Raw genomic sequence first — 12,353 nt, forward strand, 5'->3', positions numbered from 1 at the left:
TGCCGGCGGTAGCGTGGCGCTCAGTGCCGGTAAGGATCTGGAACTGATTGCCAGTCGGGTGAGTGCCGGAGACGAGGCGTATCTGGTGGCCGTCCCTGCTGCAAGCTTCCGCCGACCTCGGCGCCAAGCCGCGCCAGACCTTCATGCAGGTGATCCTGCCGCTGTCGGTGCCGGGCATCGCCGCCGGTTCGATCTTCACCTTCTCCCTGACCCTGGGCGACTTCATCGTGCCGCAGCTGGTGGGCCCGCCCGGCTACTTCATCGGCAGCATGGTCTACGCCCAGCAAGGGGCGATCGGCAACATGCCGATGGCCGCCGCCTTCACCCTGGTGCCTATCGTGCTGATCGCCATCTACCTGTCCATCGTCAAACGCCTGGGGGCCTTCGATGCGCTCTGATCCCGCCACTCAACAGCACGGGGAACAAGCCTCCCTCGGCCTGCGCCTGGCGGCCTGGGGCGGGCTGGTGTTCCTGCATTTCCCGATCCTGATCATCTTCCTCTACGCCTTCAACACCGAAGACGCGGCCTTCAGCTTCCCGCCCCAGGGCTTCACCCTGAACTGGTTCAGCGTGGCCTTCGCCCGTCCCGATGTGCTGGATGCCATCCAGCTGTCGCTGCAGATCGCCGCCATCGCCACCCTGATCGCCCTGGTGCTCGGCACCCTGGCCTCGGCAGCGCTGTACCGGCGGGACTTCTTCGGCAAGCAGGGCATTTCCCTGATGCTGATCCTGCCCATCGCCCTGCCGGGGATCATCACCGGCATCGCCCTGCTGGCGACCTTCAAGACCCTGGGGATCGAGCCGGGGATGTTCACCATCGTCATCGGCCACGCCACCTTCTGCGTGGTGATTGTCTACAACAACGTGATCGCCCGCCTGCGCCGCACCTCCCACAGCCTGATCGAAGCCTCCATGGACCTGGGCGCCGACGGCTGGCAGACCTTCCGCTACATCATCCTGCCGAACCTCGGCTCGGCGCTGCTGGCCGGCGGCATGCTGGCGTTCGCCCTGTCGTTCGACGAAATCATCGTCACCACCTTCACCGCCGGCCATGAACGCACCCTGCCGCTGTGGCTGCTCAATCAACTGAGCAAGCCGCGGGACGTGCCGGTGACCAACGTCGTCGCCATGCTGGTGATGCTGGTGACCATGCTGCCGATCCTCGGCGCCTATTACCTGACCCGCGGCGGTGAAAGCGTCGCCGGCAGCGGAGGTAAATAAACCCTGTAGGAGCGAGGCTTGCCCGCGAAGGGGCCCTCGTCTCCAACATCGATGTCGGCAGGTCTAGCGTTTTCGCGGGCAAGTCGGATCGCCGCCCGCTCGCTCCTACAAGGCCCCATTTCCACAGAAAAATATGGATTCGAAGAGGAACCGACCATGCAAACCAAACTCTTGATCAACGGCCAGCTCGTCGCTGGCGAGGGGCCGCTGCAGGCGGTGTTCAACCCGGCGCTGGGCCGGGTATTGGTGGAAATCCACGAAGCCAGCGAGGCCCAGGTCGATGCCGCCGTGCGCGCGGCCGACGAGGCCTTCGCCAGCTGGTCGCAGACCACGCCGAAAGACCGTTCGCTGCTGTTGCTCAAGCTGGCCGACAGCATCGAGGCCCATGGCGAAGAACTGGCCAAACTGGAGTCGGACAACTGCGGCAAGCCCCTGAGCGCCGCGTTGAACGATGAGATTCCGGCGATTGCCGACGTGTTCCGCTTCTTCGCCGGCGCCAGCCGTTGCCTCGGCGGCTCGGCCGGCGGCGAATACCTGCCGGGCCACACCTCGATGATCCGCCGCGACCCGGTAGGGGTGATCGCCTCCATCGCCCCCTGGAACTACCCACTGATGATGGTCGCCTGGAAAATCGCCCCGGCCCTGGCCGCCGGCAATACCGTGGTGCTCAAGCCGTCGGAGCAGACCCCGCTGACCGCGCTGCGCCTGGCGGAACTGGCGACGGCGATCTTCCCCGCCGGGGTGCTGAACCTGGTGTTCGGCCGTGGCGCCACGGTCGGCCAGCCGCTGGTGACCCATCCGAAGGTGCGCATGGTGTCGCTCACCGGCTCCATCGCCACCGGCTCGCACATCATTTCCAGCACCGCCGACAGCGTCAAACGGATGCACATGGAACTGGGCGGCAAGGCCCCGGTGATCATCTTCGACGATGCCGACATCGACGCCGCCGTGGCAGGCATCCGCACCTTCGGCTTCTACAACGCCGGCCAGGACTGCACCGCCGCCTGTCGCATCTATGCCCAGGCCGGCATCTACGAGCGCTTCGTCGAAAAACTCGGCGCGGCGGTCGCCAGCATCAAATACGGCCTGCAAGGCGACCCGGACACCGAGCTGGGCCCGCTGATCAGCGCCCAGCACCGCGACCGCGTGGCCGGGTTCGTCGAGCGCGCCATCGCCCAGCCGCATATCCGCCTGGTCACCGGCGGCAAGGCGGTGGACGGCAATGGCTTCTTCTTCGAACCGACGGTGCTGGCCGACGCCCAGCAGGACGACGAAATCGTGCGCCGCGAGGTGTTCGGGCCGGTGGTCTCGGTCACCCGCTTCAACGACGAAGCCCAGGTCCTGGCCTGGGCCAACGACTCGGACTACGGCCTGGCGTCCTCGGTCTGGACCGCCGACGTCGGCCGCGCCCACCGCCTCTCGGCGCGCCTGCAGTACGGTTGCACCTGGGTCAACACCCACTTCATGCTGGTCAGCGAAATGCCCCACGGCGGGCAGAAGCATTCTGGCTACGGCAAGGACATGTCCCTGTACGGGCTGGAGGACTACAGCGTCGTGCGTCATGTGATGTTCAAGCACTGAAAACAGGCGCTGCGCCCACACGCCCTGCTAGTAGCAATTGCCATCGGTTTCACGGCAAAACTCGTAGGGCGTGTTGCTGATGAACCCGTCGAGCCAATGGTGCTCCCAGTCCGGCCACTGGATGAGGTAGGTCTTGGTGGCCTTGCTGAACTCCAGGCCAAAGATCCTCAGGCTGTCGTCGTCCTCGAACATCCGCAGGTCCAGCGACCAGTCTTCGACCAAGGGTGTGCGATAGACCCGCTGCGGGTCCTTGAGGTCGATGACTTGCAAATAACCCAGACCGCCGAACGGCACCAGCAGCCCCCCGGCCGAGACATGCTGCAGCAGATAGCGACCGGAGGGGCTGGTGGTTGAATAGGGCTCACGCTCGAGCATTTTGTCGAGCTCCCGGGTGAACACCAGCGCGCAGACTGCCAACAGCAGGATCACCACTGCCAGGGGCTTCCTGTACTTCATCGCGCGCCCGCCAAAAAACTGCAGTCCATGGCTGATCTCCTTGAAAGGCGGCTATTGAACGAGGTCTGGATAAGCCGATCAAGTTACGGCACCATCCGCTGCCAGAAAGCACCGGGTTCCCGCTACTGCGGCGCTGAAACTCTCCGGCTGCAAGGATGCGCCAATGCCTCGCCACTCTCGAATCGTCAGCTTGATGCTACAAGTAGCCGTCTGGCTGGTGCTGCCGTTCGCGGTCGTGCAGTTGGGCCTGGTGCTGACCCACGCCGTCGTCGCGCCCTTTGTCTCGGCAGTGGCGATTCCAACCGGGGTCCTGTCTCTGCTGCTGATTCAGATCGCCCTGGTCTATGCCGCCGCCAAAGGCTGGCACGCCTGCGGTATGCCGGCGCACTCTCGGTGGCTGGGACTGTGGCTGGGTTGTGTGCTGATCCTGTATGCCGTGCCAAGGTTCATGCCATGGGCGGGTAGCGGCCCATGAATCCCACTCGCAGGCGGTACTGGCCTTACCGGATGCGGCAGGGGCAGATCCAGCTCCTGCGCATCCTGCATCAGTGCGCCCAGCGCCCTCAGGACGGGTGAAGCGACCTGCGCCCCCCTGAATCCTGGATTGCCTGGCTGGAGAAGCGCCTCGACTTGCGGCACTATCCGCTGCCTGAAAACCCTGGCGCCACTGCTCGGGATCACCCAATCCCTTCCGGCAGCAAGGATGCGCCCATGCCCCGTCAAACCCCCGCCTGTTTCCGCGAGCGTCGCCCATGAGCCTGGACGCCGTCGGCCGCTATCACGCAGTGCGGATCAGCACCGGGCAGCTGGCCCACTCACTGCCAGCGGCAGTGTTCTACCTGGCGCATGTCTGGGGCGTGCCGCTGTATCGCAGCCAGTTCGGTTCCATCGCCAAGGGCTTTGGCCTGGGGATGATGGTGGAACTGCTGCTGCAATTGCTGATGGTCGTCAGTTTCCTGCTGGCCCTGGCGCCCAACCTCAAGGTCAAGCTGGGCCTGATTGGCGCCCTGGCGCTGTTCACCGCCTGGGCGATGTTTCCCGACCACCCGATTCGCGGCTACATCTACTGTTGCCTGATGACGGTACCGCCGCTGCTGGCCATCTGGCTGGCGCAGTGGCTGTGCCGTCTGTTCTACCGCCAGGGGTTACCCCATGGGAATTGAACCGAGCGCACCTGCCGGCTCTCTCGGATCCGCTAGGCGCCGAGGCCTGCACCTGCCGCCTGGGCAGCCCCTCGTTGACTCTTTTTCACAAGAATTCCATTGCCCGCCTCCACCTCTACAGGGTTAATTGAGCGACTGCTCAATTCATTCGAAACCCTGCCTGCGCCCCGCCGGTCACGCTCCAGGGTGAAGCCCGCGGCAACCCGCCGGCCCGGATCTGTCACAAGGAGGCTGGACATGAACCTGCCGCTTCAACAACCCGTCAATGGATATCCGCCGGCCACCCCGGCACCGCGCCTGCAACAGGTGGACGCCCTGCGCGGCTTCGCCCTGTTCGGCATCCTGGCGGTGAATATCTGGGTCTTCAGCGACTCCTACTACGGCGCTGCGGTAAGCAATCCGGCCCACCCCTCCGCCATCGACCACGCCATTCGCTTCCTGATCTCGACGCTGTTCGAAGCCAAGTTCTATCTGCTGTTTTCCTTTCTCTTCGGGTACAGCTTCACCCTGCAACTGGCTTCGGCGGAACGCTCGCAGAGCGCGTTCGTTCCACGCATGGTGCGCCGGCAACTGGCGCTACTGGTGATCGGCCTGATCCACGGCGCCGTGCTGTTCCACGGTGAAATCCTGTCCCTTTACGCCCTGCTCGGCCTGGCCTTGCTCGCTCTGCGCCACCTTTCAGCCCGACGCGCGCTCAAGCTGGCGGTGGGACTGCCGGTCTGCTCGGCGCTGATCTTCATGGCACTGGGCCTGATGCAACTGGCCCAGGGGAGTTACGTCGGGGCCCCGGTATCGGAGCCGATGGACATGGCACTGCTGATCGGTTCGAGCGCCCTGGGCGCCCTGGATTTCAACCTCAGCCAGCTGCCACAGACCATCGTCGCGTTATGGCTGTTGCAGGGCCCCAGTACATTGGCGATGTTCCTGTTCGGCTACGTGGCCGGGCGCCGGGGCTGGTTGGTGGCGCCCTATGTCTTCGCGGCCTGGAAAGGCAGGTTATTGAGCGTGATGCTGCCCATCGGCCTCGGCGGCGCGCTCATTTACGGCTATACCGCCGCCTATGCCCCCGGTGCCGGCCTGGAAACCCTGGGGTACGGCATAAGCGAGTTGACCGCGCCCCTGCTCAGCGCCAGCTACGTGCTGCTGCTCCTCGGCGCGTTCGACTCGCCCCTGGGCGAGCGAGTGTGCAGATGGCTGGCCCCCATGGGGCGCATGTCGTTGAGCAACTACCTGCTGCAATCCCTGCTCCTCAGCCTGATCTTCACCGGCTACGGCCTGGGCCTGATCAACACCCTGGACTGGGCCCTGGTCCTGCTGATCGTGATCGCCCTCTATGGCCTGCAACTGTGGCTCAGCCACCTGTGGATGCGCAGCCATCAATACGGCCCCTGCGAGTGGTTGCTGCGGGCCGTCACCCTGCTCGCCCGGCCAGCCTGGCGCAAAACCCGCTGAACCTTCAGGGCAGCCGGAGGTACAGATGGATATCCTCAGGCTCCAGGCGGTACAGCACAGGATCGGGGGCCTGCAACAACTCGCAGCCCCGGCGCCGATAGAAGTCCACCGTATTGCGCGACGGCGTGGCCGAGACATACAGCCCTTCGCCCCCCAGGCGTCGCACCTGTTCGGCGGCGAGGCCGAACAGGCGCTGGCCCAGGCCGCGGCCGCGATAGTCATGGCTGACGTGCAGGAATTTCAGCTGGTGCAGTTGCAGGCCGGCGTTGTGGATAACCTGGCAATCGACCACCGCCGCGGCCACCAGCCGCTGTTCGTCGAACACCCCATATAGCCAGCCGCCACGCCGGTAACATGCCTGCAAGACCAGGGCGTCATGCTCGGCTTCACCGGGCGGCCAGCCAGTCACTACTTCGTGTTGTGGATAACACAGCAGTTGCCCGTCCTGCAGACGGTAGAACTCGTGGATCAGCTCCGCGCGGTCGATCAGCTTGAGTCGCGGGATGTCGTTCTCCTGCAAAAGGCGCTCGTGCAACATGGGGGAGGTTTCCAGCCGGATCGGTTGTTTACGTATCGACACAGCTAATCATTTTTGCCCTTCAAGCGAACGGTTTATTCTGTCGGGCATTTGTAAAACCCCCATTGGGTTTGGCCGAAGGCATGACCGAACCACCATTTCCGATCCAGTGCGCAGCCAGGAAGGGCTCGGGATCTCCTGACAAGGTTCACTTATGCATCGCAGGCATCTTCTCAAAGCTTCCATGGCGCTGGCCGCCTATACCGGCTTGTCGGCCACGGGCCTGCTGGCCGCCCGGGCCTGGGCGGGTGCCGCCGATGGCGAAGCGCAGGCCTTCGATTTCGAGACCCTCAAGGCCCAGGCCAAACAGCTGGCCGCCCGCCCGTACGTGGACACCAAGCAGGTGCTGCCGCCGACCCTGGCGACCATGACCCCGCAGAACTTCAACGCGATCCAGTACGACGGCAACCACTCGCTGTGGAAAGAGCTGAACGGCCAGCTGGACGTGCAGTTCTTCCATGTCGGCATGGGCTTCAAGCAGCCGGTGCGCATGTACAGCGTCGACGCCAAGACCCGCCAGGCGCGGGAGGTGCATTTCCGCCCGTCGCTGTTCAACTACCGGAACACCAGCGTCGATACCGCGCAGCTCAAGGGCGACCTGGGTTTCGCCGGCTTCAAGCTGTTCAAGGCCCCGGAACTGGACAAGCACGACGTGGTGTCCTTCCTCGGCGCCAGTTATTTCCGCGCGGTGGACAAGACCGGCCAGTACGGCCTCTCGGCCCGCGGCCTGGCGATCGACACCTACGCCAAGAAGCGCGAAGAGTTTCCCGACTTCACCAAGTTCTGGTTCGAGACCCCGGACAAGGACAGCACCCGCTTCGTGGTCTATGCCCTGCTCGACTCGCCGAGCGCCACCGGCGCCTACCGCTTCGACATCGACTGCCAGGCCGAGCGCGTGGTGATGGACGTCGATGCCCACGTCAACGCCCGGACCGCCATCGAACAACTGGGCATCGCGCCGATGACCAGCATGTTCAGTTGCGGCACCCATGAACGGCGCATGTGCGACACCATCCATCCGCAGATCCACGACTCGGACCGCCTGGCCATGTGGCGCGGCAATGGCGAATGGATCTGCCGCCCACTGAATAACCCGGCGACCCTGCAGTTCAACGCCTTCGCCGACAAGGACCCGAAGGGCTTCGGCCTGGTGCAGACCGACCACGAGTTCGCCAACTACCAGGACACCGTGGACTGGTACAGCCGGCGCCCGAGCCTGTGGGTCGAGCCGACCACCGCCTGGGGCGAAGGCTCGGTGGACCTGCTGGAGATCCCCACCACCGGCGAGACCCTGGACAACATCGTGGCCTTCTGGAGCCCGAAAACGCCGCTGGCCGCCGGCGACTCGCTGAACTACGGCTACAAGCTGTACTGGAGCGCCCTGCCGCCGGTGGGCACGCCGCTGGCCCGGGTCAATGCCACCCGTTCGGGTATGGGCGGCTTCGTCGAAGGCTGGGCCCCGGGCGAGCATTACCCGCCGGTCTGGGCCCGACGCTTCGCCGTGGACTTCAACGGCGGCGGGCTGGACCGGCTGCCGGAGGGCACCGGCATCGAGCCGGTGGTCACCGCCTCGAACGGCCAGGTCAAGGATTTCCATGTGCTGAAGCTGGACGATATCCAGGGGTATCGCGTGCTGTTCGACTGGTACCCGACCAACGACAGCGTCGATCCGGTGGAGCTGCGGCTGTTTATCCGCACCAACGACCGGCCCCTGAGCGAAACTTGGCTGTACCAGTACTTCCCGCCGGCGCCGGACAAGCGCAAGTACAGCTGAGGAAACCCTGTAGCCCCAGCGAGGCTGAGATCGGCAACGCAGTTGCCGCAAACCCTGCGCTTGCGGTGTATCAGGTGAAACGCGGTAGCCGGATTTACGGCCGCTTCGCAGCCGATCGCAGCCTCGCCAGGGCTCGGCAGCGGCTACAGGTTTGCCTCTTGCCCGCCCGGCCAACAACACCTGCAGGATCATCCACAAAAAAACCGGCCCTCGCAGGCCGGTTTTTTTATAGCTGTGCTCACTTCACTCGCGCAAATCCGATTCGTGAATCGGCTGGTCGCGATGGGTCGCACGCTGGTATTGCGCCGGCCAGATGGCCTTGTGTCCGCTCAGGTCGTCGTCGGCGTGCAGCGGCCAGTACGGGTCGCGCAGCAGTTCCCGGGCGAGGAAGATGATGTCGGCCTGGCAGGTCCGCAGAATGTGCTCGGCCTGGGCCGGCTCGGTGATCATGCCCACGGTGCCGGTGGCGATCCCCGACTCCTTGCGCACCCGCTCGGCGAAACGGGTCTGGTAGCCCGGGCCGGTGGGGATCTCGGCATTGGCCGCGGTACCGCCCGACGAGACGTCGATCAGGTCCACCCCCAGGGCTTTCAGGCGCCGGGCCAGCTCCACGGTTTCATCCGGGTTCCAGCCATCTTCCACCCAGTCGGTGGCCGACACCCGCACGAACAGCGGCAGTTCCTGCGGCCAGACCGCCCGGACCGCCTCGCTCACCTGCAACACCAGGCGAATGCGGTTCTCGAAGGAGCCACCGTACTGGTCACGACGCTGGTTGCTCAGGGGCGAGAGGAATTGATGCAGCAGGTAACCATGGGCCGCATGCACCTCGACCACCTTGAAGCCGGCGACCAGGGCCCGTTTGGCCGAATCGACGAAGGCCTGGACGATCGCGGCGATCTGCGTCTCGTCGAGCTGGGCCGGTGGCGTATGTTGCGGGTCGAAGGCGATGGGCGATGGACCCACCGGCACCCAGCCGCCCTCCGCCGGCTTGACGCTGCCATGCTTGCCCAGCCATGGCCGATGGGTGCTGGCCTTGCGTCCGGCGTGGGCCAGCTGGATCCCGGCCACCGCGCCCTGGGCGGCGATGAAACGGGTGATGCGTTGCAAGGGAGCGATCTGTTCGTCGTTCCACAGGCCGAGGTCCTGGGCGGTGATGCGCCCGTCGGCGGTGACCGCCGTGGCCTCGGTGAAAATCAGTCCGGCGCCGCCCACGGCACGGCTGCCGAGGTGTACCAGGTGCCAATCGTTGGCCAGTCCATCTACGCTGGAGTACTGGCACATGGGCGATACCGCAATGCGGTTGAGTAAGGTCAGTTGACGAAGGGTATAGGGCTCAAGCAGCAGACTCATGGGGCACCTCTCGGTCAGTGGTCAGGCTCCAGGGTTCTGTTTGACCAGTCGACGAGTGACTAGATAAGGACAGCGCCCGCCCCCGCGGGGAGAAAAAAGGACAAGACGTCACAAGGCCAATCAAGCAGTGTTTAGAGCCTAGTCGACAATGGGCGAGGAAGCAGGGTTCCCCCGATGGCGTCGTTCCTGATGCACCGCGGCGCCTGCATCGCCGGCAAGCCTGGCTCCTACGGAAGCAGGAGCGGGGTCGCCGTCAGCGGGGCTCGATATGGGCAATCATCAACTGCACCGTTTCCTGGCCGCGGAACTCGTTGAGGTCCAGTTTGTAGGCCAGCTCCACCCAGCGGATGGTCGGGTTCGGCCAGACGTCGCGGTCGATACCGAAGGCGATGCCGTCGAGCTTCACCGAGCCGCATTCGCTGCGCAGCACCACCTTGAGGTGACGCTCGCCGACCACCCGCTGCTCCACCAGCTGGAACACACCGTGGAACAACGGCTCGGGGAAGTGCTGGCCCCAGGGCCCGGCATGGCGCAAGGCCCGGGCCAGCTCCAGGTGGAACTCCTCCACCGCCAGAGTGCCGTCCGACAGCAGGCGCCCGGTCAGGTCTTCCTCGCGCAGCTGGCGACGCACCTCGGCATCGAAGGCCTCGGCGAACGCCGGGAAGTTGCGCTCCGGCAGCGACAGGCCGGCCGCCATGGCGTGACCACCGAACTTGCTGATCAGGTCCGGGTGTTTAGCCGCCACCGCATCCAGGGCGTCGCGGATATGAAAGCCCGGCACCGAACGTGCCGAGCCCTTGAGCATGCCTTCGCCGGCGTCGGCAAAGGCGATGGTCGGCCGGTGGTAACGCTCCTTCAGGCGCGAGGCGAGAATCCCGATCACCCCCTGGTGCCAATCGGCGTCGAACAGGCACAGGCCGAACGGCATCGACTCCACCGGCAAGTCCTTGAGCTGGGCCAGGGCTTCGCGCTGCATGCCCTGCTCGATGGATTTGCGGTCCTGGTTCAGTTCGTCCAGCTGGCTGGCCATTTCCCGGGCCAGGGCCATGTCCTGGCTGAGCAGGCATTCGATGCCCAGGCTCATGTCGTCCAGGCGCCCGGCGGCATTCAGCCGCGGGCCGAGGATGAACCCCAGGTCGGTGGAGGTGATGCGCGATGCCTCACGCTTGGCCACTTCGAGGATCGCCTTGATCCCCGGCCGCGCGCGCCCGGCGCGAATCCGCTCCAGCCCCTGGTGCACCAGGATGCGGTTGTTGGCGTCCAGCGGCACCACGTCGGCGACGCTGCCCAGCGCCACCAGGTCCAGCAGTTCGCCGATGTTCGGCTGTGGCTGGCTGTCGTACCGGCCCAGGCTGCGCAGCCGGGCGCGCAGCGCCATCAGCACATAGAAAATCACCCCGACCCCGGCCAGGGCCTTGCTCGGAAACTCGCAGCCTGGCTGGTTCGGGTTGACGATGGCGTCGGCCGCCGGCAGCTCCTGGCCCGGCAAGTGGTGATCGGTGACCAGCACTTTCAGCCCGGCCGCCTTGGCCGCCGCCACGCCCTCGACGCTGGAGATACCGTTGTCCACGGTAATCAGCAGCTGGGGCTGGCGCTCCAGGGCCACGGCGACGATTTCCGGGGTCAGGCCGTAGCCGTATTCGAAACGGTTCGGCACCAGGTAATCGACATGGGCCGCGCCCAGCAGGCGCAGGCCGAGCATCCCCACGGTACTGGCGGTGGCGCCGTCGGCATCGAAGTCGCCGACGATCAGGATGCGCTCGCGCCGCTCCAGCGCCGTCACCAGCAGGTCCACCGCTGCGTCGATGCCCTTGAGCTGCTGGAACGGGATCAGCCGCGCCAGGCTCTTGTCCAGCTCGGCCTCGGACTGCACGCCACGGGCGGCGTACAGACGGGTCAGCAGGGGCGGCAGATCGCCGAGGAACGGCAGGGTGGCGGGCAACTCACGGGGTTCGATACGCATGGGGCGACGGGGGCTTCTCTTCGATACGGGGAATACAGCGCGAAACGCAGCGGGATCAGCCGCGCTCGCCCAACAGCCATTCCAGCTGGACTTCGTGCTGGCCACGATCGTCGGTGACGAAGATCGTGCCTTCGCTGATCATCACATCCCACTTGATGACACGCGGCATGTCCTTGGCCAGGGTCTCGAGGACGTCCTGAGGCACACCGGCGATGTTCAGGTTCTTCAGGTTCTTCACCGCGTCCACCACCCGGGTCTGCCAGACGCGCAGGCTGCCGTAGGCCAAGAGGCTGGTGCGCTCGGTGCGGCGCGAGCACCAGGTCAGGCGCTCGGCGTCCGGCTGGCCGACTTCGATCCAGTGCAGCACGCGGTCGTCCAGGCTCTTTTCCCACAGGGCCGGCTCATCCACTTCCGACAGGCCGCGGCCGAACGACAGTTGCTCGTTGTACCAGAAGGCGTAGGCCAGCAGGCGCACGGTCATGCGCTCTTCGGTTTCCGACGGATGGCGGGCGATGGTTTGCTTGACGCTTTCGTAGACCCCACGATCGAGGTCGGTCAGGTTCAGTTCGAACTTGTAGGTGGTAGACGGCTGGGCCATGTGCGGGCTTCTTGAGTGTGCGAAAAGGCGGCAAGTCTACCCCGAAACCCGGCGCCCTGCCCGACCGCTGACCGGCCGGCAGGTCCTTCGACGACATCCATGGCAATGCACTGCCTGGGTAAAGTCGGTTGCCAGCCTGCCGCCACGGCCTTATAACCCCCCGCCGCAGGCTGGCTGGCGCACACCGAGCCAGAGCCGCGGTTCAATAGAAAAGGACG

Annotated in this window: 11 protein-coding genes and 1 pseudogene; 7 read left to right on the plus strand and 5 right to left on the minus strand. The window is 65.3% G+C overall.

Features of this window, described 5'->3' with window-relative positions; all coding sequences use genetic code 11:
- Nucleotides 1–89 precede the first annotated feature (89 nt).
- From ACQKQA_RS19640 to ACQKQA_RS19650, 3 genes and pseudogenes are all read left to right on the plus strand, one after another.
- Nucleotides 90–398 (plus strand): annotated as a pseudogene (locus ACQKQA_RS19640) (ABC transporter permease subunit); the annotation flags it as partial.
- The gene (locus ACQKQA_RS19645; RefSeq protein WP_427561138.1) at nt 388–1,221 is read left to right on the plus strand and encodes an ABC transporter permease; all 834 of its coding nucleotides are present in this window, start codon (nt 388–390) and stop codon (nt 1,219–1,221) included. The pseudogene ACQKQA_RS19640 and the gene ACQKQA_RS19645, both read left to right, overlap by 11 nt.
- Nucleotides 1,222–1,377: 156 nt before the next feature.
- The gene (locus ACQKQA_RS19650; RefSeq protein WP_427561140.1) at nt 1,378–2,802 is read left to right on the plus strand and encodes a gamma-aminobutyraldehyde dehydrogenase; all 1,425 of its coding nucleotides are present in this window, start codon (nt 1,378–1,380) and stop codon (nt 2,800–2,802) included.
- 27 nt (nt 2,803–2,829) lie between these two features.
- Here ACQKQA_RS19650 and ACQKQA_RS19655 read toward each other — a convergent pair whose 3' ends face one another.
- Nucleotides 2,830–3,258 carry a hypothetical protein gene (locus ACQKQA_RS19655; RefSeq protein WP_427561143.1) on the minus strand — a complete coding sequence of 143 codons (429 nt, stop codon included), beginning with the start codon at nt 3,256–3,258 and terminating at the stop codon, nt 2,830–2,832.
- Nucleotides 3,259–3,451: 193 nt separating this feature from the next.
- Between ACQKQA_RS19655 and ACQKQA_RS19660 the strand changes: the two genes are divergently transcribed.
- The 3 genes from ACQKQA_RS19660 (at nt 3,452) to ACQKQA_RS19670 (ending at nt 5,873) form a co-directional block, all read left to right on the plus strand.
- The gene (locus ACQKQA_RS19660; protein WP_427561206.1) at nt 3,452–3,733 is read left to right on the plus strand and encodes a hypothetical protein; all 282 of its coding nucleotides are present in this window, start codon (nt 3,452–3,454) and stop codon (nt 3,731–3,733) included.
- A 277-nt stretch (nt 3,734–4,010) separates the two neighbouring features.
- Complete coding sequence (locus tag ACQKQA_RS19665) at nt 4,011–4,421, plus strand: hypothetical protein (RefSeq protein WP_427561146.1); 411 nt, start codon at nt 4,011–4,013, stop codon at nt 4,419–4,421.
- Between the two features lie 237 nt (nt 4,422–4,658).
- A complete protein-coding gene (locus ACQKQA_RS19670) occupies nt 4,659–5,873 on the plus strand; it encodes a DUF418 domain-containing protein (RefSeq protein ID WP_427561149.1) in 1,215 nt (404 codons plus the stop codon).
- Nucleotides 5,874–5,877: 4 nt separating this feature from the next.
- Here ACQKQA_RS19670 and ACQKQA_RS19675 read toward each other — a convergent pair whose 3' ends face one another.
- A complete protein-coding gene (locus tag ACQKQA_RS19675) occupies nt 5,878–6,411 on the minus strand; it encodes a GNAT family N-acetyltransferase (protein ID WP_427561152.1) in 534 nt (177 codons plus the stop codon).
- 193 nt (nt 6,412–6,604) lie between these two features.
- Here ACQKQA_RS19675 and ACQKQA_RS19680 point away from each other — a divergent pair, with 193 nt between their 5' ends.
- Nucleotides 6,605–8,224, plus strand: coding sequence for a glucan biosynthesis protein D (locus ACQKQA_RS19680; RefSeq protein WP_427561154.1), 1,620 nt, complete (start codon nt 6,605–6,607; stop codon nt 8,222–8,224).
- A gap of 243 nt (nt 8,225–8,467) precedes the next feature.
- On the opposite strand, the gene ACQKQA_RS19685 is transcribed toward ACQKQA_RS19680, so the two are convergent.
- The 3 genes from ACQKQA_RS19685 to ACQKQA_RS19695 all read right to left on the minus strand — a co-directional run bounded on the left by ACQKQA_RS19685 (nt 8,468) and on the right by ACQKQA_RS19695 (nt 12,135).
- Nucleotides 8,468–9,574 (minus strand): NADH:flavin oxidoreductase/NADH oxidase, encoded by a 1,107-nt coding sequence (locus tag ACQKQA_RS19685; protein WP_427561157.1) that lies wholly within the window; start codon nt 9,572–9,574, stop codon nt 8,468–8,470.
- A gap of 253 nt (nt 9,575–9,827) precedes the next feature.
- The gene (recJ, locus tag ACQKQA_RS19690; RefSeq protein ID WP_427561159.1) at nt 9,828–11,537 is read right to left on the minus strand and encodes a single-stranded-DNA-specific exonuclease RecJ; all 1,710 of its coding nucleotides are present in this window, start codon (nt 11,535–11,537) and stop codon (nt 9,828–9,830) included.
- A 55-nt stretch (nt 11,538–11,592) separates the two neighbouring features.
- On the minus strand, nt 11,593–12,135 hold the full coding sequence (locus ACQKQA_RS19695) for a YaeQ family protein (RefSeq protein WP_265532083.1): 543 nt from the start codon (nt 12,133–12,135) through the stop codon (nt 11,593–11,595).
- Nucleotides 12,136–12,353: the final 218 nt, after the last annotated feature.

The organism is Pseudomonas sp. NPDC089530 (assembly GCF_050280705.1).
Taxonomy (GTDB): Bacteria; Pseudomonadota; Gammaproteobacteria; order Pseudomonadales; family Pseudomonadaceae; genus Aquipseudomonas.